The sequence below is a fragment of the Campylobacter anatolicus genome (genome assembly GCF_018145655.1).
GTDB lineage: Bacteria > Campylobacterota > Campylobacteria > Campylobacterales > Campylobacteraceae > Campylobacter_A > Campylobacter_A anatolicus.
In genome coordinates, this window is record NZ_JAGSSY010000003.1 from 158,105 (window position 1) to 179,607 (window position 21,503).

The following is a 21,503-nucleotide window of genomic DNA, read 5'->3' on the forward strand; positions in this document are numbered from 1 at the left end:
ATGGTGCCAAATAAAACAAGTTTTACTGATTTTTTAAATTCTTTAATAAAAACAAATGCCGGGCTAGATTATTTTTGTGATTTTGCAAAATGTAGTGAAAATTTAAAAGAAGTTGAGATAAAGCTAAATTCATTAAATTTTTTACTAAATAAATCAGATTTAAGAAGTGCGATTGAGGCACTTTTTAATGAAAATAAAAAGTGTTTTAGTATTTTAAATTTATTGATTGCAGTAAGAGATCAAAAAACTAATGTTTTAGATAAAAATTTTTGCTCCACAGAGCTTGATACTTTTTTTGAAGATCCAGAAAAAATTTACTATTTTTTTAAAGAGACTGGACTCGAACAACTCTTTAAAAATGGTAGGATAAGAAATTTATGTGATTATTTTTTTGGTATTGAAGTTGGGCTTGATACAAATGCTAGAAAAAATCGTAGAGACAAGATTATGGAGAGTTATATCGCCGAAATTTTTAAAAAAAATAATATTGATTTTGCCGAGCAAGTTAAAACTTCAAAATTACATATTGATCTTGGCAGGGATGTGAAAAAATTTGATTTTACGATAAAAAGTCGCACAACAACCTATCTAATAGAGACAAATTTTTATAACACAGGTGGCTCAAAACTAAATGAAGTAGCAACAGCATATATAGAAATTTCTAATAAGATTAAATATTTTAAAGAATTTGAGTTTGCTTGGATTACAGATGGATGTGGCTGGCTTGAAGCAAAAAACAAGCTTAAAGAAGCTTACAATAGTGTTGAAATTTATAATTTAACCAACATTAACGAGTTTATAGAAAAGATAAAAAATGATTGAGAATTTTAAACTAATCAACGGTAATTGCTTTGAAATTCTACCAAAATTTAAAAAAGAATTTGATCTTATATTTGCCGATCCTCCATATTTTCTCTCAAATGATGGCTTAAGCATACAAAGTGGCAAAATTTTAAGTGTAAATAAAGGTGAATGGGACAAGGGTGTTGACTTTAAAAAGATTGACAATTTTAATTATGAGTGGCCAAAAATCACAAAAGAAGCCCAACTGATATTGGAAGCATTATGATTAGCGGAACTTATCATAACATCTTTTCAGTCGGACGAATGCTGCAGGACTTAGGCTATAAAATTTTAAATATTATAACTTTGGAAAAAACAAACCCGCCACCAAATTTTAGCTGCAGATATCTAACGCACTCAACAGAGCAAATCATCTGGGCTAGAAAAAGTGAGAAATATAAGCATATTTTCAACTACGAACTTATGAAAAAACTAAACAATAACAAACAGATGAAAGATGTATGGCGATTTAATTCGATCGCCCCTTGGGAGAAGCTAAACGGCAAACACCCAACGCAAAAGCCTATATCACTTTTAGTTAGACTAATCCTAATGACAACTAATGAAAATAGTGTAGTTTGCGACCCCTTTAGTGGTAGCAGCACGACTGGGATTGCTGCGAATTTACTTGGTAGAAAATTTGTAGGGATTGAAAAAGAGCAAGAATTTTATGAGATTTCATTAAAAAGAATAGATGAGTTAAGGAAAAACAAAAAGATGATTTTAAACAAAATTTCAGATTTAAAAAGCTTAAATAAGGCAAGTTTATTATGATTAAAATTTCAAATTTAAAAAAATATTACGGCGATGTTCTTACGATAGATAATGTAAGCCTTGAGATAGGTAGTGGTGAAATTTATGCCATAGTCGGACACAGTGGTGCTGGCAAATCAACTCTGCTTCGTTGCATAAACGGCTTGGAGGATTATTCAGATGGTTCGCTTAAAGTCTTTGGCAAGGAGATAAAAGATATAAAAGGCGATGAGCTTAGGCATTTTCGTAAAAATATAGGTATGATATTTCAGCATTTTGCACTAATGAGTCGTAAAAGCGTATTTGAAAACGTGGCTACTCCGCTTAGATTTTGGGGTGCAAAGGATAGCGAGATACGATCAAGAGTAAATGAGCTTTTAAATTTAGTTGGTCTTGAGAGCAAAAAAGATGTCTATCCAAACTCACTAAGTGGCGGTCAAAAACAGCGTGTAGCCATAGCTAGAGCCTTAGCATTAAGTCCAAAAATTTTACTTAGCGACGAGGCAACATCGGCACTTGATCCAAATACTACAAAGTCTATTTTAGAGCTACTTAAACAGATAAATAAAGAACTTGGTATAAGCGTAGTTTTAGTTACTCACGAGATGGACGTAGTTAAAAGCATCGCCTCTCGTGCCTTACTACTAGAGCACGGAAGGATAATTGGTAGTGGTAGCATTGAAGAGCTATTTTTAAAGCCTGATTTAAAGATGAAAGAGTTTTTAGGAGAAGAAGAGATTCTGCCTGAAAATGGCATAAATATAAGACTTTATTTTCCAAAAGAGGTCGCACAAAATAGCCTAATAACAACGATGGCAAGGGAGCTTGATATAAATTTTAACATCGTTTGGGGAAAACTGGAACGACTAAATGAGCATGTACTTGGAAATTTAGTCATAAACGTAGATGAGAGCGATAGAGAAAAGATTATTGATTTTATCTCAAAAAGTGGCGTTTTATGGGAGGTAGCGTGATGTTTGGTATAGATTTGGCAAAATTTCCTGATATTTTTTCTCGTATACTGCTCCCAGCCATAAATGAGACGCTTTATATGAGCTTAGTTTCTACATTCTTAGCTTTTGTTATAGGTATGATACCTGCGGTGTTACTCATACTTTGGAGCAAAGATGGACTAAAACCAAATGTAAAGTGCTACTTTGTGCTTGACGTAGCGGTAAATATGCTTAGAAGTTTTCCATTTATCATACTCATTATCGTGCTTTTCCCTATCACAAAACTCATCGTAGGCACAAGTATTGGTACGACAGCTGCAATAGTTCCACTTACTATAGGAGCTGCTCCATTTGTCGCAAGACTCATTGAAAACTCACTAAAAGAGATAGACCGTGGCATAATAGAAGCGGCAAAAAGCTTTGGAGCATCAAATTTTCAAATCATATTTCGCATAATGTTTATTGAGGCTTTACCTGGCATAATAGCAGCCTTTACACTCACGCTTATCGTAAATATAGGCTTTTCGGCGATGGCTGGAGCGGTAGGTGGTGGTGGGCTTGGTGCAGTTGCAATAAACTATGGCTACCAACGTTTTAGACCTGATATTATGTTTTATACAGTCGTGATTTTGATAATTATGGTACAAATTTTTCAAATTTTTGGTAATTATCTATACAAAATCACAAAAAAATAGTGAAATTTAATCTGATTTTAATCTTTTTTTCTTTACAATTGCGTCCAAATATTTTAGTTGAAAGGAAAAAAGATGAAATCAGATATGTGCGAAATGTGTCGTTGGTTAAATTCTAAGTTGTCTAAGGACTAACTACTAAGCACAAAATTTCTTTTTAAGTGCTTAGTTTGCTAAACACTTAAAAAGAAATTTAAATACCATATGTGATATTTATCCTTTTTAGGTGAGTTAGTTAAATTTAAAAAGGATAAAAAATGAAAAACATACTTCTAACTTCATTAGTTGCTCTAAGCCTATCACTAAATTTAAATGCTGCTGACAAATCAAAAACTATCATTGTCGGTGCGACCCCTGTTCCACACGCTGAAATTTTAGAGGTTATAAAGCCTATACTTGCAAAAGATGGTTACACACTTGAGATAAAAGAGTTTAACGACTACTCTATACCAAACCTAGCTACTGACGATGGTGAATTAGATGCGAATTTCTTTCAGCACCTGCCGTATCTAAATGAATTTAATAAAAATAAAGGCACAAAGCTAATAAAATCAGTCGGCGTTCATCTTGAACCAATGGGAGTTTATAGTAAGAAAATAAAGAGTATAAATGAGCTTAAAAATGGCGATAGCGTAGCGATACCAAACGACCCTACAAACGAGAGCCGTGCATTAGATGTTTTGGCAACCGCTGGACTTATTAAGCTAAACGACAATCCACTAAAAACTCCACTTGATATAGTTGAAAACTCAAAAAATTTAAAATTTAGCGAGATAGAAACTGCTCAACTTCCTAGAACGCTTGATGACGTAACTATCGCTATAATCAATACAAATTACGCATTAAACGCTAGTCTAAATCCAACAAAAGATGCACTCGTTCTTGAGAGTAAGGACAGTCCGTATGTCAATTACGTAGTTGTAAAAGTTGGCAATGAAGATAGTGCAAAAATAAAAGCACTAAGCAAGGCTATAACTTCAGACGAAGTGAAAGAGTTTATCAACAAAAAATACGAAGGTGCAATACTCCCAGCGTTTTAATAACACTTAATTCACATTTAGCACAAAGGCTTTTCCCCTTCTGTGCTAAATTTATCCATATCTTTAACTAAAAAGGAAAATTATTATGAAAAAATTTACTAGTATTTTATTGGGGATTTTTATAGCTTTAAATTTATATGCAAAAAGTGATGAAAAAACCATAATAGTTGGCGTCTCGCCTGTCCCACACGCTGAGATCTTGGAGTTTGTAAAGCCAAAACTAAAAGAACAAGGTTATGAGCTGATAATATCTGAGATAAATGACTACTCTATCCCCAATATCGCAACGCAAAATGGCGATCTAGATGCGAATTTCTTTCAGCATCTGCCATACCTTGAAGAGCAGAACAAAAATAGAAATTTAACTCTAGTCAAAACTACAGCCGTGCATGTTGAACCGCTTGGTTTTTACTCAAAAAAAGTAAAAAGTATAGATGAGCTTAAAGATGGGGCAAGAGTGGCAATAGCTTACGATCCATCAAATGGCAATAGAGGACTTAGGATACTTGAAAAAGCTGGGCTTATCAGCATTGACAAAAACGTCAAATTCGCAACTCCACACGACATAACAAGCAATCCGAAAAATCTAAAATTTATAGAGCTTGAAGGTGCTCAAATCCCACGCACACTTGATGAAGTTGATCTAGCAGCAATCAGCACAAACTTTGTCCTTGATATCGGTCTTGATCCAGCAAAGGACTCCTTAGTCATTGAGGACGCACAAAGCCCATATGCAAACATCATCGTAACTCGCAGTGGAAATGAAAACAGCCCAAAGATAAAGGCACTTAACGCAGCAGTTACTAGCCAGGAAGTAAAAGAATTTATACTAAATCGTTACAAAGGTGCTGTTATACCAGCATTTTAATCAATAAATTTAAAGATAAAAAGGATAAAATAATGAAAATTTCAAAAGTATTGTTACTACCTTTACTCACACTTTGGCTAAATGCCGCTGGTGATGAGAAAACCATAATAATAGGTGCATCTCCTGTTCCGCATGCTGAAATTTTAGAAGAAGTAGTCGCTCCTTTACTTGCAGAAGATGGCTATAAACTTATTATTAAAATATTTAACGATTACGTTATACCGAATTTAGCGGTAGAACAAGGCGACCTAGACGCAAACTATTTTCAAGGTCTACCATATATGAAGTCCTTTAACAAAGAAAAAGGCACACACATCGTACCAACTGTTGGTGTACATATAGAGCCACTTGGGATCTACTCAAAAAAGATAAAGAGCCTTAATGAGCTTAAAAATGGCGATATAGTAGCTATCTCAAACAACGTAGCAGATTCAACACGATCTATAAATTTACTTGAAAAGGTTGGTCTTGTAAAGGCAAAAGATGGCGAATACAAATCACCACTTGATATCATAGAAAACCCAAAAAATCTTAAATTTAAAGAGATGGAATCAGCTCAAACCCCACGTTCACTCTCTGATGTAACGATAGCATTTATAAATGTCAATTACGCACTCGACGTTGGCTTAAGTCCTACTAACGACTCTTTACTGCTTGAAGGTAGCGAAAGCAACTATGTAAATTATGTTGCGGTTAAGGAGGGCAATGAAAACTTGCCAAAAATACAAGCTTTGAATAAAGCCATACTTAGTTCAAAAGTCAAAGAGTTTATCCTCTCAAGATACAAAGGTGCTGCTATACCAGCGTTTTAATCAAATTTAGCTCCATTTTTGGAGCTACTCCTGCCCTGTCCTGTCAAATTTAATATATTTTTTGATATAATTGCGACTTTTATATTATGTAATGGATATTTTATGTCTTTGGCATCACTCTTTATTCTTATGGCGACACATTTTGTCGCAGTCATCACTCCCGGTCCTGATGTATTTTTAGTGCTTCGTACATCACTCGCACACGGCTTTAAACACAGTGTGTTTGCCTGTATTGGTGTTGGTATAGGTATAGTCCTTTGGGTCATCTTAACTGCATTTGGATTAAAGACACTCTTTGCATTATTCCCATCATTACAAATAATACTGATGATATTTAGTGTTTGCTATCTTTCATATCTTAGTTTTTTACTCTTTAAGTCTGCAAAATCTGCAAAAAACAGAGCAAATAATGCAATCAAAACAAATGAAAACGACAAAAGTCCAACTTCGGCAAAGCAATTTTTACTCATCGGACTACTTACAAATCTCTCAAATCCTAAAGCAATTTTGTATTTTGCAAGTATTTTCTCACGTTTCGTTGAAAAAACTAATAACTTTTTGGACGTTACGATTTTAGTTAGTGTCATATCAATTGAAAGCGTATTTATCTTTATCGCAATGGGTTGGCTCTTTTCTACTAAAAAAGCAAGAGAGAAATTTTTAAGCAACCAGCACTTACTAGATGGTATTTGCTCAGCGATATTTGGCTTGTTTGCACTTATCATTTTTTACGAGCTTATTGTCTATTTTTTAGCGATATAAAAGCACATTTAAAGAGTAATTTTTATAAAATCAGCTTTTAAATTTAAAACAAAGAGATTTTTTGCTAAGTGATTTTATAAACTGGATCGTTTCACTCGTTGGCGAGTTGGGATATCTCGGCATTTTTATTATGATGTTTTTAGAAAGCTCGTTCTTTCCTTTTCCTAGCGAAGTAGCAATGATACCCGCTGGATACTTAGCTCATAAGGGTGAGATGAGCCTAGTTGTGGCATTTTTAGCTGGTGTTGGCGGAAGCTTGGCTGGGGCAGTGTTTAACTATTACCTATGTTTCTTTTTAGGGCGTAATATAATTTTAAAATATGGCAAATATGTCGGCATAAACGAAGAGAAGATGGCTAAATTTGAAGCCTTTTTCAATAAACATGGAGAGATCTCAACTTTTAACTGTCGGCTAATCCCTGGTATCCGTCAATACATCAGCCTACCAGCTGGTTTAGCAAAGATGAATTTGTTTAAATTTAGTCTTTACACCACGTTTGGTGCAAGTATTTGGGTGGCTATACTTTTAACTATTGGGTATTTCTTGGGCTCAAATCCATCAAAAGAGTTTCTCGCATACATTACGTTTGCCCTACTTCTAGCTGTCGCTCTAATAAGTATCGTTTATGTAAAATGCAATAAATCAAATATTTAGCTTTAAACTTTTTAGCATACTTTCTAGTTTTGTAATTTTATCCCATATTAACTCTGCTGCCCCTGGTTTAAATGGTGATTGTTTTATGAAATCCAAATAATAACTTTCGTTATTTAATAACATATTTACGCTTTGATTAAATTGTTCTAAGTTATTTTCATCAAATAATATAAAACATTTTTGATTTAGTATATCATTTTCTATATATCCACCGCCACCCCAATACAGTGGTATACATCCAGCCATTATACTTTCAAATATTTTCTCGGTAACATAACCTTTGTTATCGCTATTTTCGGGACAAATATTAAATTTAAATTGTTTTAAGTACTCTATTTTATTATCGCAATAATCATCTTGTAAAGAATTTGTATTTTTATTAAAAGCTCCTGCACATTCTATTGCACCTAATTTTTGCAATTCATTTAACATCTTTCTTCTAATATTTCCCTTGTCATGGCTTGCTACTAAGGCAGCAAATTTATCTCTTTTATTATTTCTGTATTCAAAACTATTTATCTTTTTTATTCTATCTGATATATCTTCAAAGCTATCTTGTGGTTTTACGAGATATCTTATCCATAAAGGAAATCTTAAATAATTTTTGGCATCAATAAAATCAAATCCTAAAGCTAAATCAACTTTATCAATACAGTAATCCGCAAATTTATTATGTATATCCTCAATACAGCTATTGCTTAAGTTTTCACCTGAAAAAAATACTTTTTTATCAGATAAAAAAGGTATCACAAATCTATATCCAAAAGATGAGATAAATGTTATTTTATTGCCTTTTCCTAGCAAATTCCTATGCTCTAAAAATTTATAAAACCACTCTTGTTTAGGATTATTCATTTTCCAATAATTACAATAACTAATATCTGAGTGATAATTATTTTGCCTTACCTCTTTAATAATCCAAAATAGAAAATATCGTATCTCTTTAAATATCTTTCTCATTTTATTTATCAGTCATATTTTTATATATATTATACATTTTTACTACTCCTTCATCTAAAGAGACTTTATGCTTCCAACCTAGCTTACTTAACTTAGAAATATCAATATTTTTTCTTAATGTCCCATCTGGTTTCGTGCGATCAAATAAAATTTTTCCATTAAAACCCACCTCTTTTTTTATCATATATGCTAGATCTTTTATAGATATATCCAATCCAGTTCCAATATTAATATGTGTATTTTTTATCTCTTTTTTATCACCTATAAGATCTTTGAAATCAATATTTTCCATTATAAACACACAAGCGTCCGCCATATCTTCACTCCATAAAAATTCTCTCATCGGAGCTCCAGATCCCCATAACTTCAAAACCACTTCATTTTTATATTTCTCTATACCATATTGTTGCAATGTAAAAATAATCTCTTCATTTGTTTTATTTTTAACTATATCACTTTGTGAATTTTTATTAAAATCTTTCACAATATCTTTAAATCTCTCTTGTTCTACCAATTTAGCTAAATGCATTTTTCTTATCATAGCTGGTAACACGTGAGAGTTATTTAGATCAAAATTATCATTTTCTCCATATAAATTTGTTGGCATTACGGAGATAAAATTTGTTCCATATTGCAAATTAAAGCTTTCGCACATTTTCATTCCAGCTATTTTGGCTATAGCATATGGCTCATTAGTGTATTCTAATTCACTTGCAAGAAGAGCATTTTCGCTAATTGGCTGTATTGCATTTTTAGGATATATGCAAGTACTACCTAAAAATAACATCTTTTTTATATTATTTTTATAAGCACTATATATTATATTATTTTGTATTGCTAGATTATCATATATAAAATCAGCCCTATAAGTATTATTGGCATAAATACCGCCTACTTTAGCAGCAGCTAAAAAAACATATTCTGGTTTTTCTTTTTCAAAAAAATTAAAAACATCAAGTTGATTACGCAAATCAAGCTCGTTCGAAGACTTTAATATAAAATTAAAATAACCTTTATCCTTTAAATTTTTATAAATCGCAGAACCTACAAGTCCATTATGTCCAGCTATATAAATTTTTGAATTCTTATTTTTAATTCTTTTTTGCTACATATTCTAAGTCATGTTTGATCATAATTTTTACTAATTCTTCAAATGGTGTTTTTCTAGGATTCCAACCCAATTTTGTCTTGGCTTTTTCTGGGTTACCGAGCAATGTTTCTACTTCGGATGGTCTAAAATATTTTGGATCTACTTCAATTATAATTTCTCTATCTTTGTTTTTAGCAACTCCTTTTTCGCTTATACCCCCCCCCCATCCACTCTATATCTATTCCAACCTCCTTAAATGCAAGCTCGCAAAATTCTCTTACAGAATATTGCTCTCCAGTAGCTATAACATAATCTTCTGGTTTTTCTTGCTGCATCATTAACCACATACATTCGACATAATCCTTAGCATATCCCCAATCTCGCAATGCATTTAAATTTCCTAAGTATAATTTTTTTTGATATCCCTTTGCTATTCTGGCTGCAGCTAATGTTATTTTACGAGTTACAAAGCTTTCTCCACGTCTCTCTGATTCGTGATTAAATAAAATTCCATTAATTGCAAATATACCATATGTCTCTCGGTAATTTTTTGTTATCCAATATCCATATTGTTTGGCAATCGCGTAAGGTGATGTTGGATAAAATGGTGTAGTTTCACTTTGTGGCACTTCTGTCACTTTTCCATATAGTTCAGATGTTGAAGCTTGATATATTTTGCAACTTTTTTCCATACCTAAAAATCTTACCGCTTCTAATATCCTAAGAATTCCCAATGCATCTATATCTGCCGTATATTCAGGAACTTCAAAAGATACCTTTACGTGAGATTGGGCGGCTAGGTTATAAATTTCTATCGGCTTTATATCATTTATAAGCCTTACTAAGTTTAAAGAATCGCATAAATCACCGTAATGCAAATTAATTTTTTTGTTATTATGCATATCTTGTATAAAATCATCTAAATACAAATGCTCTATCCTTTTTGTATTAAAAGAAGAGCTTCTTCTTATTATTCCATGGACTTCATACCCTTTTTCTAATAATAACTCTGCTAAATATGAACCATCTTGCCCAGTTATGCCGGTAATTAAAGCAACTTTCATATATCAACCTTTATAAAAATTTATGAAATTTTCTTCTGTTTTGGGCGAAAAACTTTCATTACGCTCTCATTAGTCTCAATAAAAGCACCTTCAATAAGGTCAATACAATACGGCACAGCTGGGAAAACTGGCTCTAAACACTCTCTGATCGCCTTTGGTTGACCAGGTAAATTTATAATAAGCGAGTGTCCGCGGATGCCTGCTGTTTGACGTGAGAGTATCGCTGTTGGGACGTATTTTAAACTTGCCGCTCGCATAAGCTCACCAAATCCCGCCATCATCTTTTCACACACCGCTTCAGTAGCCTCTGGTGTTACATCTCTCACCGCTGGACCAGTGCCTCCAGTTGTGAGTATAAGATCACATTCTAGCACATCACTCATATGTATCAAATGTTGCTTTATCAGCTCAAACTCATCAGGTATAACCTCATAAAAATACTCAACTTCGCTTTTTATCCACTCATTTAAAACCTCTTTTATCGCGGGGCCTGATTTATCTTCATAAGTGCCATCACTCGCTCTGTCGCTAAGTGTTAAAATCCCTATCTTTGCCTTCATTGTCGCTCCTACTCGTAAGATTTATTTAAGATATTTGTTATCATCTCTTTATCAATACTCTCATAGACATAAAGATATTCAGCGATCACGCTTATTTGCTCGTTTACACCCTTTAAAAAGCTCATCATTTCATTTTTTGCTTGTACTAAAATTTGCTCCACATCGACTGGATTTGGGATAAACGAGTCGCCCATTGTATACTCAAAAACCATCTTTTGAGCTAACTCTTTAGCTCTGTTTAGATCATCGCTTGAGTTTGAAAAGATATCACCTTGCTCAAGTTCGAGTATACACATACCAGCTAAAAATACCTTCACGCGTGAAATCATTTGCGTCTTAGACTCTATTTCACGCTCAACGCTTACAAAGCGATCCTCAACAAGTGAAATTTTATCAAATTTTACATCAAACCAATAGGCACAAAGTGCCTTTGCGGCTTGATATTTTGCTTGTATCTTTCGCTCAACGTCTGAGTAGCTAAGTACTTTTTTCTTACCAAGCAAGACCTTATTTGACACATCTTCAAAATCGCTAAAATCAAGCATATCACTTCCACGTCTTAGTGCATTAATAGCCGCTTCGTTAACAAGCGTGCTTAATGCTGCCCCTGAAAATCCAACACTCATCTTAGCTATATCATTTACATCAGCACTGCATTTTTTGTCGCTTAGATAGGTTTTTAGTATCGCTACTCTATCCTTAAAATCAGGCATAGAAAGAAATATCCGCCTATCAAAACGTCCAGAACGTAGCAATGCCTCATCTATCATCTCTATACGATTAGTGGCTGCGATAACTATAACACCTGAATTATCTTCAAAGCCATCCATCTCGGTCAGTAGTTGATTTAAAGTCGCCTCTCGCTCATCATTTCGTGCACCACCTCTACTTTTACCCACGGCGTCTATCTCATCAATAAAAATAATAGATGGAGCGTAAGCTTTTGCTTTTGAAAATAGCTCACGAACACGCTTTGCACCCACACCGACATAAATTTGAACAAAACTCGCACCATTTTGGTAAAAAAATGGCACATTCGCCTCCCCGGCAACCGCCTTTGCCACAAGTGTCTTGCCAACACCTGGAGGTCCTATCATCAGCACACCCTTTGGCATTTTTATACCAAAATTTCTATATTTTATAGGATTTTTTAGAAAATCAACTATCTCGCTAAGCTCTATCTTAACTTCATCTATTCCTGCAACATCTGTAAATCGCACATTTGATATAACTGGTGTGGCAAATGAGCTAACTATACTCTCTAGATCAATGGCTGGATTTTTTTCGCTACTACCCTGCTCTCGTTTTTTAAATTTAATTACAAAAAACAAAAGTATGCCAAACATAAAAATTATAAAGATAAAGCTCATTATATCGCTTATAGCGGCATAACCTTGAGTGCGTTCAACTGGTATCTTTTTGATAAGTTCTTTCACATCTACAACATCTTTTATTATTTTATAGCGATTATTTTGTGAGTAAAAGACGATCTCATCTTCATTTATTACCGCCTTTTGTAAAAAATTTCCATTTAAAAGTTGCTCATACTCTGCATAGCTGATACTTTTTGGCTCTTTTGATAATGCAAAACCAACGACTAAAATCAATAAAACTGCTACAATAATTAAGATATTTCTCTTATCAAATTTAAATTTTCGCAAAATTACCTTCATATTTAACCTCATAATCACTTATCTTAAGCCACTCTTTGCTTATATTTTGGGCTGATTTTACCTTAAATTTATTATAAAACTGATCAAATCCCTCGTAGTACTCACCTTGTTTTTGCTCCACTAAAATCTCTAGCTCAACTCTATTTTTCTCTCTAAATTTAAAGTTATTTTGTGAGACAATCTCTTTTATCTGATGCAATCTTGCTTTTGCTACATTACCGCTGACATCAGCTTTTAGTGTGGCTGAGTGAGTATTTTGACGTGGCGAGTAGACAAATGCATGTATATGCGTAAGTGGAAATTTTTTAAAATTTATTAATGCTTCCTCCCATATCTCGCTACTCTCACCCGGATGTCCCACGATAAAGTCGGTCCCAAGTGCAAAGCCCATCTGACTAAGCTCATTAAATAGCTCTATATCCTTATACGCCTCGTTTCGTCGCCTCATAATGCGTAACATCCGCTCACTTGTATGTTGAAGTGCGATATGTAGGTGTCGTTCTAGCCAACTCTCCTTTAAAATTTCACGAAAGCTCTCATCTATCTGGCTTGGCTCGATGCTACCAAGACGTATACGACGGATACCAGAGATAGCACCTAAATTTGCCACAAGTCGCCCAAGTGAGCTATTGCTATCCTTGCCATAGCTACCGATATTTGTGCCAGTTAGCACAAGCTCGTTATAGCCATTACTGGCTAAAATTTTTGCTTCATTTATGATAGCATTCTCATTCATACTGCGAGCTTTGCCACGCACAGATGGGATTATGCAATAACTACAATTAAAATTACATCCCTCTTGAATTTTTATAAAAGCCTTTGTGTGATTTTCGTAGTTTGTAACGATATCCTTATCGATGCTATTTAAATTTCCAAGCTCAAAAAACCGCTCTTTTGAGTTTAAAAGCGTATTAATATTTGCCTTCTGGCTAGCTCCCAATACACCAAATATCCCACTTTTATTAAATAGCTCTCTGCCTTTACTGACTGCACCGCAACCAGTAAGCACAACCCTTGCACCACGCTTTTTTACACCGTTTATATACGCTCTGACCCCACTATCGGCAGAATTTGTAACAGTGCAGGAATTTATTACGACTATGTCTGCACTCTCTTCATCATTTGTTATCTCATAATCTGTGATATAACGTTTCATAAGTTCGGTGTCGTAGATATTTGTGCGACAACCAAATGTTTTAAAAAATACTTTTTGCACTAGTTACTACTCTCGCTTATCTCAATGTGTTCACTATGCTCTGCAGCATCACGCTTTTTGCTAAGATACATCGTCTGCGTTGGATAGGCTATCCTAATATCATCTTCGGCATTAAATGCATCTATAAGCTCTGCACTTATAGTGCTTCTAAGCATTAGTGCTGCGTAAGAATTTGTCATATACCAGCTTGAGATATTGATACCATAAGGCTCAAAAAATGTAAAAATTCTAGGCTCAACATTTGGATTTTTTATACTATATTGGCTTCGCATTTTATTCATCTGACGCTTTGCAATATCGGTGTAGCCTTTTGAGTATTTACGGATTATGTTTTTTGCTATATAGACTGCCTTTTTATGATTGCTATCAAAGCTTATAACAACATCTATGCCGTCCCATACGGTCTTCATACCATAGTGTGAGTAATTTGCAATAAGGTTAGTAAATATATAATTATTTGGAACAAAAACTATTCGTCCTGCACGCCTGTTACTCTTATATGTTGTATAAGTAACATCTTCAAATATAGTCATTCTAAGCATTGATATATCTATAACATCACCTACAAATTCAGAGCCATTATGCAGCACTCTGACGCGATCTCCGACATGTATCGATCCACCAAACATTATAACCATCCAGCCAAGTATACTCATAAACATATCTTTCATAGCAATAGCTATACCAGCAGAGGCAAAGCCTAGTACGGTTATAACATAAGTTACATTTTCTATATATGCAAAAAGTAGTATCAAAATAATAATTGTTACATCTAAAAAATTTAAAAATTTATTAACTGTGTAGAATCGCTCGTTATCACTTATCGTTCGTTTTGCTATAAATTTGGCAAAAAATGTCAATGCGATAGTTATAAGTATAATGATCGCGATAGTAAGCATACTAAAAAACTGCGACTTTATCTCTTCGGTTGTAATATTTATCGCTTCATCTGCTCGTTTTTCATAGACGTCAAATGTAGTAGTGGCTATCTGCTTTGCTCCATTAAAGTCGCTAATCTCTTGCCTAACATCATAAAGCGTCTCACGATTTTTTTCGGTTCCATTATTTTCGACTATACTAACTAGTAAAATTTCTTTATTTTCAAGTTTTAAAATAATAGAATCAAGCTCTGTAATATGACGCGAATACTCCTGTTTATCATTTTTTACTTGCTTTATATAAGAAAATCCAGAGATTAGTGCGATCGGATTTGTAATACGCGGTGGACTTGAAACTTCTGGGGCAACAAGCATATTAGAAAATGGCGTGTTTTCATACTCTTGTAATAAATTTATCTGCTGTTTTAGTGTATCGATATGTCTTACTAGTTCGGAGCTTTTTGCTGATTTTTTATCCATTTTTTTAAACTCGGCTTGGGCATTTTCAAGCTCAAAAGCAAGTTTTTGATATGTATTGTAGTTTGCATAACGAGTTATCCAGATGTTACCTTTTAACGACTCATCTATAGCTTCTATCTGTTTTTTTATATCGTTTATACTATCATTTAGTTGTGGTACACTTGCATTTTGTTCAGCATAAAGTGCAACAAATATAACAAATAAAAATGCTAAAATTCTCATACAAATTCTCTTAAAATTTTTATAACATCATATTTTTTAACATCATTTTTTATAATAGCATTACCTATGCCGTTTGGTAATATAAATTTTATCATTTTATTTTCGGTCTTTTTGTCTAAAAAAAATGCATCATAAAAGCCCTCTACATCATTGATACTATACGATGTTGGCAGATTAAATTTATGTAACACTTTGCGAATTTGTTCACACTCATTTTGAACTAAAAGTCCTAAACGTAAGGCAAGTTCATTAGCCATATTTATACCTATAGCCACTGCTTCACCGTGTAAATAAGTCTTATAATTTGTTTGCTGTTCTATCACGTGTGCAAATGTATGTCCATAGTTTAACAGTGCTCTTAAGCCACGCTCTCTTTCATCAAGCTCAACTACACGTGTTTTTATCTGCACCGCTTTGTATACAAGCTCGGCTAAATTTTTCTCATCTTTTAGCTCTATATTATCAAGCCACTCAAACATATCTTTATCAAAGCAAATCGCCATTTTAATAGCCTCTGCCATACCTGCTGCAAACTCACGCTGCGAGAGAGTAAGCAAGAATTTACTCTCACAATAAACCGCCTTAGGTTGGTAAAATGAGCCGATTAAATTTTTACCAAATTTATTATTAACTCCAGTTTTACCACCAACACTAGCGTCCACCTGAGATAAAAGTGTAGTTGGGATATTTATAAATTTTATCCCACGTTCATAAATACTTGCTACAAATCCCACCATATCACTAATAACCCCGCCACCAAAAGCTATAAGAGTATCGCTACGATCAAGCCTACTAACAAAAAGTTGCTCTAATATAAGCTCGATAGTAGATAAATTTTTATACTCTTCACCGTCAGGGACGCTAATGATAAAATATTTATCACACTCAAGACAACTTAAAAGCGTCTTAAGGTGTAGACCTGCGACTTTTGGATTTGTTACGATCGCTACTTTACCTTTGAGTGTTAACCGCTTAAGTTCATTGATATAAACGTTATAACTTTGCTCTTTTTGCACTAAATTTAAATTTATTTGCATATTTAACCTTTTAGACATTTTACCCAAAAACTCTCAAATTTGGCTAAAATTTAAATACTTACTGGCACAAAAAGCTGTGCATTTTTACTTAAACGTCTATAGAGTCTATTCATATCAGTGGATAAAAACGCAAATGCATCAACTCTTATAAATTTTTCATCAAATATCACAAATTGCAAGAGATTTTTGCTATTTTTAAGTGTAATTAAAGGATTTTTCTCATTGCTACTTTCGATCATTATGCATTTTGAAAAGAGATTACTAAGACTTTCAAAATGCTCACTTAGTGCATCTTTGTCGCCACTTGTATCAAAATGATAAAATTTAATATCCACATCAAGCTGTTTACAGCAGTCCATAATAACAGCACTTTGATTCTCTATCTCGTCGCCACCAGCACCCAAGATAACACCTTGTTTTATCTCTTCTATCTTAAGCACACCAGTTTTTAATATAGGTAATTTTACATCATAAAATAGCCGTTTAAATTTGAAAAAATACTCATTGTCAGTTATCAAAAGCCCAACATCAAGCATATTTATCTCAAATTTAACTTTAGAGTTATCCTTGGCAAAATAATCAAATAAAACAACGATATTTTTATCATTTATCATCTTTAATGTGTTTAAATTTTCACATAAAGTTGGATTTAAGACCTTAAATATAAGTCGTCTATTTGTCAATTTTGAGTGAGTATATAAACTGTTTTCTATCAATCTTTTAACACGCTCTTTACTCATTACACGCATATCGATAATTGTATATATGTTGTTGCCAAAGGGGCTAGGAAACTGACCTGGTTCACGTTTTATTGAGCGATAAACGTTTTGTAATATTTTTGGATCACCTACAATTAAGAGAGTGTCATTTGGATGTATCATAACACTTGGACTTGGCAGTATTATCTCATTTGTGCGATATATCAAAGCTATACGCCACTTTTTTTGTTGGATTGAGTTAAGGTGACGATACATATATGCACTTCCTATGGGCACCTTTACCTCCATTATCTCACCCTCGCTAATGCCGATGTTATCAGCTAAAACTGGCACATCTGGGATATAGTTTATAAGCCTTGAAGCTACCAAATCCCTAGCATCAACGATTTTTAGATGTTTATCCGAACTTATTATAGTCTTTTGCTCGTCATCAAAATGCCAGATATTTGTAAAAACAATGTTAGTTTTTGTGCTTATTTTGCGTAAATTTAGATATACTTCAAACGCTTCATTTAAATTTTGCATAATGATACAAAACTGGCTAAAATAGCCATCTGCAACACTTTTTAACTTTGAAAGGCTTGTTGGATCAAAGTAGTGAAAGTTAAAATTTTCTAGATTATCTTTATTATCAAATTTACCTTGATTTTGGCTTATTATCGTATAGTCGTGCTGTGCCGCCTTTGATTCAAAAAGCCTTTTTAAAAAGCTATCGGCAAATATCCCATCTGCTACTATCAAAATTTTTTTCATTATTGCTCCAAATTTAAAAGTTTGATTATAGCAAAATGAGATTAATTTAGCTAAATAATCTGTGCCAAAAGCTCGTCTATAGCTAAATTTGTTGCATTATTTATTGTATCAAATACCATTTTTGAACTTGGATCTGGACAAAAAAGCTCTTTGTTTATCATACCTGATTTGATTGATTTTGACGCGTTAAATAGCTCATAAGCTAAACTAACTTCTGCTTTATCACCTCTTATTTGTAAAGATATGACGCTTACTTTTAAGCGAAGATCCTCTGGGTTTGGTGCAAAAATAGGCTTTGCATGGCAGTTTGAGTAAGCCCCTTTAACCAAAGCTTTATATATCATCTCGCTTGGCAATGATACAAATTTAGCATCTTTTAAATATCTTATCTGATTATTTTCAGCTACGACTAAAATTTGTCTAGTATCGACCATATCAAGGGCACTTACACTTTCGATATAGATATTTTTGCGTGTTATGTCATATATCGCACACTCTTTTTTAGAATAGTAAATCTCATACATTGTTGCAGCTGGAACACCAAATTTAAGCGAACATCCAGAAAATACTAATAATATAAAAGTTCCTAAAATAGCCAACTTAAAATAATTTTGCGTAAAATTATACATAAAATTTAATCTCATTTCCTATCTCCATTTTCTTGTGTATCTTTAAAGAAAAATTCATACGGGCTCTCTTCTAACCTATAAAGTGCCCCTCTAAACTCACGTAACGTCTTTTGAAAATCATTTAAAAATCTACTAAATTCAACAACAGCAGGGTTTAAAAGTGCTCTTAGATCATATTCGCCACCTGAGATCTTTAAAGCTAATAAATTTTGCATATTGTCAAAGTCTTGTGCCAATTTATTAATTGAGCCTATAAATTTATTAGAATTTATAAGTAATGTATTTAGATTACTTATCAGCTCTTTTGTATCAGATTGGTTTAATTTAGTAGTGATATCTCTTAAATTTTGTATCATTATATCTATATTTTCTGTCGCTTTAGGGTCACTGATATTTGCCGTAAAAACGTCAATATGTTCTAGTATTGACTGAAGCTTTGCGATATTTTTGTCTGAGAAAAAGTTATTAAGTTTATCTAGGCTTTGATCTATCTTTTCAGTTATATTTTTAGCATTACTACTGATTTTAGATAGTAAATTTGCATCTAGTTTTATAATAGGACGTTCATTTTTATCAAAGTCTAGCATTCCTCGTGAGATATTTATAACCGCTACTCCGCTTATCACATTTAGCTCAATACTTGCTAAACTATCTTTTTTTATCGGTAGATCATCGCGAATTTTCATAGTGATCTCTATAAGTGTTGTATCGCCATGCACAAAGTCTATCGCACTAACACTACCAGCCACAACGCCTATAAATTTAACTTGAGAATCAACTTTAACACCACTTGGAAGTTCGGCGGTTTGGATATAGTAATTTTTATATTCAACTTTTGAGTTTTCACCGCTTGTCATCCACCACAAAAATATCGCTAACGCACTCATACAAAATACAAAAAACATACCGACTATAGTATAAGAATTTCTATTTTCCATCTATTTCTTCCTTGTTTTAAACAGCTCTTCAAGTGGATTATGCCCGAATTTTTCAAGCTCAGCTATCGTCCCTTCAAAGGCTATTTTTCTATTTTCTATTATCAAAAATCGATCAAGTATATCAAATATACTATCAGCATCGTGAGTAACCATAACTACTGAAAGTCCGATGCTATCACGTAGATCTTTTACAAGTGCATCCATCTGACGTGAGCTGACCGGATCAAGTCCGCTATTTGGCTCATCTAAAAATAGCACCTTTGGGCTAAGTACTAAGGCACGAGCTAGTGCTGCACGCTTTTTCATACCACCACTTAACTCACTAGGATACAAACTTGCCACCTCTTTTTTAAGCCCTACTTTTTGTATCCAAAACATCGATATCTCATCAATCTGACGCTTTGTAAATTTTGAATACTCACTTAGTAAAACACCAACATTATCAAGTATCGTCATCGCACTATACAAAGCACCAAATTGAAACATCGTTCCACTATATAGCTTTATCTCTTTTTGTGTTTTTGTGTCGCTTTTCCAAATATTTTTGCCATCAAAAAATATATCGCCACTATCAGGAGCTTTAAGATACATCATCGTCTTCATAAGTGTTGTTTTGCCACTACCAGAGCCACCCAAAAAGCCATAAATTTCACCTTCATTTATGCTCCAGCTGACATTATCATGCATTATACGTTCGCCATAACTAGTTGTAATATTTTCTCCGCGTATTATAACACTCATAATTTTATCCACATAAACATTATCGCAAAAAATGCATCAAGTGCAATCACGCAAAAGATCGAATCCACAACACTTTTTGTTGTCATCTCTCCAAGGCTTTGTGTACTCATAGCGACATTTGTTCCACGCATACACCCAATGATAGCAATAGCAATACCAAAAAATGGGGCTTTTATCATACCAACCGCAAAGTGTCTTAGCTCAACCATATCTTTAAAACGACTTAAATAGTCATTAAAGCTTATGTCAAGCAGACCATTGCAGATTATCATTTGACCTAAGATACTAATAGAATCAGCGATAAATATAACAATCGGTAGCGATAGCACCATCGCGATGATACGCGGTAGGACCAGAAAGTTAAATGGCTCAAAGCCCATCGTCTTCATCGCGTCAATCTCTTCAGTAATCTTCATCGCACCGATCTGTGTTGTAAAGCTTGATGCTGATCGCCCAGCAACAACAATAGCGGCAATAAGAGGAGCTACTTCACGAAGCGTTAAGATCCCCATGATCTCAACGATAAATATACTCGCACCAAAATTTGCAAGCATAGAGCTACCAAGATAAGCTAAAACTATACCGATCAAAAAAGCGGTCAGAGATACGATAAATATGGCATTTACACCAGCATCTTTTATATAGTTGCTAAACTCTTTTAGCCGTAGATTTTGCGGGTTAAATAAAATTTTAAACGACTTGACAATAAACTCACCAAAAAATGCACTAAACTCAAGCAAATTTATCCCACCGCTACAAATTTTCTTACCAAGTCTAGCAAAAAAATTTAATTTATTTTGTGGTGGCATATAGGTAAAATCGATATGCTCATCATCAACAAGCTTAAACATAGCTTTGATATTTTCATCATTTGCTATAAGTTCAAATTTTTTACCTACTAAGGCACGTTTTATGAGTATCAGTATCGAATAATCAACTCGCTTTAACTCACTCATATCTATTCTTATACTTGTTTGGTCTTTAAATTTGTTTAGTTTGCTTAATGTATTTTGTACGATTTTGGCATCCTTATAGCTAATCTCTCCACTTAAAATCAACTGTGCTGTGCCATTTTTTGAGTTAAAATTTATGCCTTTAGTATCAGACAAATATATTCCTTATTAAAAATTTACTTATGCTACTATAAAAATTTTAAATTTAAGGT

General features: G+C 33.5%; 20 protein-coding genes and 2 pseudogenes. 9 read left to right on the top strand and 13 right to left on the bottom strand.

What is annotated here, in order from left to right; all coding sequences use genetic code 11:
* Positions 1-3 precede the first annotated feature (3 nt).
* The 9 genes and pseudogenes from KDE13_RS06090 (at position 4) to KDE13_RS06130 (ending at position 7,378) form a co-directional block, all read left to right on the top strand.
* Complete coding sequence (locus KDE13_RS06090; protein WP_411508639.1) at positions 4-822, top strand: type II restriction endonuclease; 819 nt, start codon at positions 4-6, stop codon at positions 820-822.
* Positions 815-1,617: pseudogene (locus KDE13_RS06095) on the top strand (DNA-methyltransferase). The gene KDE13_RS06090 and the pseudogene KDE13_RS06095 overlap by 8 nt, the downstream one beginning before the upstream one ends.
* Complete coding sequence (locus tag KDE13_RS06100) at positions 1,614-2,570, top strand: methionine ABC transporter ATP-binding protein (protein ID WP_212141131.1); 957 nt, start codon at positions 1,614-1,616, stop codon at positions 2,568-2,570. The pseudogene KDE13_RS06095 and the gene KDE13_RS06100 overlap by 4 nt, the downstream one beginning before the upstream one ends.
* The gene (locus KDE13_RS06105; protein ID WP_212143203.1) at positions 2,570-3,244 is read left to right on the top strand and encodes a methionine ABC transporter permease; all 675 of its coding nucleotides are present in this window, start codon (positions 2,570-2,572) and stop codon (positions 3,242-3,244) included. The genes KDE13_RS06100 and KDE13_RS06105 overlap by 1 nt, the downstream gene beginning before the upstream one ends.
* Positions 3,245-3,498: 254 nt before the next feature.
* On the top strand, positions 3,499-4,281 hold the full coding sequence (locus tag KDE13_RS06110) for a MetQ/NlpA family ABC transporter substrate-binding protein (protein WP_212143123.1): 783 nt from the start codon (positions 3,499-3,501) through the stop codon (positions 4,279-4,281).
* Positions 4,282-4,366: 85 nt separating this feature from the next.
* Positions 4,367-5,149 (top strand): MetQ/NlpA family ABC transporter substrate-binding protein, encoded by a 783-nt coding sequence (locus tag KDE13_RS06115; RefSeq protein WP_212141128.1) that lies wholly within the window; start codon positions 4,367-4,369, stop codon positions 5,147-5,149.
* Positions 5,150-5,181: 32 nt separating this feature from the next.
* Positions 5,182-5,961, top strand: a complete 780-nt coding sequence (locus KDE13_RS06120; RefSeq protein WP_212143124.1) for a MetQ/NlpA family ABC transporter substrate-binding protein — start codon at positions 5,182-5,184, stop codon at positions 5,959-5,961.
* A gap of 102 nt (positions 5,962-6,063) precedes the next feature.
* Positions 6,064-6,723, top strand: coding sequence for a LysE family translocator (locus KDE13_RS06125; protein ID WP_212143125.1), 660 nt, complete (start codon positions 6,064-6,066; stop codon positions 6,721-6,723).
* A gap of 61 nt (positions 6,724-6,784) precedes the next feature.
* Positions 6,785-7,378: a DedA family protein gene (locus KDE13_RS06130; protein WP_212143126.1), complete on the top strand. Its 594-nt coding sequence runs from the start codon at positions 6,785-6,787 to the stop codon at positions 7,376-7,378.
* On the opposite strand, the gene KDE13_RS06135 is transcribed toward KDE13_RS06130, so the two are convergent.
* The 13 genes and pseudogenes from KDE13_RS06135 to KDE13_RS06195 form a co-directional block, all read right to left on the bottom strand.
* Complete coding sequence (locus KDE13_RS06135; protein ID WP_212143127.1) at positions 7,367-8,338, bottom strand: glycosyltransferase family 10 domain-containing protein; 972 nt, start codon at positions 8,336-8,338, stop codon at positions 7,367-7,369. The genes KDE13_RS06130 and KDE13_RS06135 overlap by 12 nt on opposite strands.
* Before the next feature lies 1 nt (position 8,339).
* Positions 8,340-9,434: a GDP-L-fucose synthase family protein gene (locus KDE13_RS06140; protein ID WP_212143204.1), complete on the bottom strand. Its 1,095-nt coding sequence runs from the start codon at positions 9,432-9,434 to the stop codon at positions 8,340-8,342.
* Positions 9,430-10,492 (bottom strand): annotated as a pseudogene (gmd, locus tag KDE13_RS06145) (GDP-mannose 4,6-dehydratase). The gene KDE13_RS06140 and the pseudogene gmd overlap by 5 nt, the downstream one beginning before the upstream one ends.
* A 20-nt stretch (positions 10,493-10,512) precedes the next feature.
* Positions 10,513-11,052 (bottom strand): molybdopterin adenylyltransferase, encoded by a 540-nt coding sequence (gene mog, locus KDE13_RS06150; protein ID WP_212143128.1) that lies wholly within the window; start codon positions 11,050-11,052, stop codon positions 10,513-10,515.
* 8 nt (positions 11,053-11,060) lie between these two features.
* Positions 11,061-12,725 carry an ATP-dependent metallopeptidase FtsH/Yme1/Tma family protein gene (locus KDE13_RS06155; RefSeq protein WP_420838376.1) on the bottom strand — a complete coding sequence of 555 codons (1,665 nt, stop codon included), beginning with the start codon at positions 12,723-12,725 and terminating at the stop codon, positions 11,061-11,063.
* Positions 12,700-13,941: a tRNA (N(6)-L-threonylcarbamoyladenosine(37)-C(2))-methylthiotransferase MtaB gene (mtaB, locus tag KDE13_RS06160; RefSeq protein WP_212143129.1), complete on the bottom strand. Its 1,242-nt coding sequence runs from the start codon at positions 13,939-13,941 to the stop codon at positions 12,700-12,702. Before mtaB ends, KDE13_RS06155 begins: the two co-directional genes overlap by 26 nt.
* The gene (locus tag KDE13_RS06165) at positions 13,941-15,521 is read right to left on the bottom strand and encodes a mechanosensitive ion channel domain-containing protein (protein ID WP_212143130.1); all 1,581 of its coding nucleotides are present in this window, start codon (positions 15,519-15,521) and stop codon (positions 13,941-13,943) included. Before KDE13_RS06165 ends, mtaB begins: the two co-directional genes overlap by 1 nt.
* Entirely contained in the window at positions 15,518-16,558 is a 1,041-nt protein-coding gene (gene aroB / locus KDE13_RS06170; protein WP_212143131.1) for a 3-dehydroquinate synthase, read from the bottom strand. Before aroB ends, KDE13_RS06165 begins: the two co-directional genes overlap by 4 nt.
* 50 nt (positions 16,559-16,608) lie before the next feature.
* Positions 16,609-18,030 (bottom strand): COG3400 family protein, encoded by a 1,422-nt coding sequence (locus KDE13_RS06175; RefSeq protein ID WP_212141118.1) that lies wholly within the window; start codon positions 18,028-18,030, stop codon positions 16,609-16,611.
* Positions 18,031-18,080: 50 nt separating this feature from the next.
* Complete coding sequence (locus KDE13_RS06180; protein ID WP_229204045.1) at positions 18,081-18,674, bottom strand: ABC-type transport auxiliary lipoprotein family protein; 594 nt, start codon at positions 18,672-18,674, stop codon at positions 18,081-18,083.
* Positions 18,671-19,597, bottom strand: a complete 927-nt coding sequence (locus tag KDE13_RS06185) for an MlaD family protein (protein WP_212141913.1) — start codon at positions 19,595-19,597, stop codon at positions 18,671-18,673. Before KDE13_RS06185 ends, KDE13_RS06180 begins: the two co-directional genes overlap by 4 nt.
* Entirely contained in the window at positions 19,598-20,338 is a 741-nt protein-coding gene (locus tag KDE13_RS06190; protein ID WP_212141912.1) for an ABC transporter ATP-binding protein, read from the bottom strand. It abuts the gene before it with no gap.
* A complete protein-coding gene (locus KDE13_RS06195; RefSeq protein WP_420838380.1) occupies positions 20,335-21,429 on the bottom strand; it encodes an MlaE family ABC transporter permease in 1,095 nt (364 codons plus the stop codon). Before KDE13_RS06195 ends, KDE13_RS06190 begins: the two co-directional genes overlap by 4 nt.
* Between the last annotated feature and the right edge of the window lie 74 nt (positions 21,430-21,503).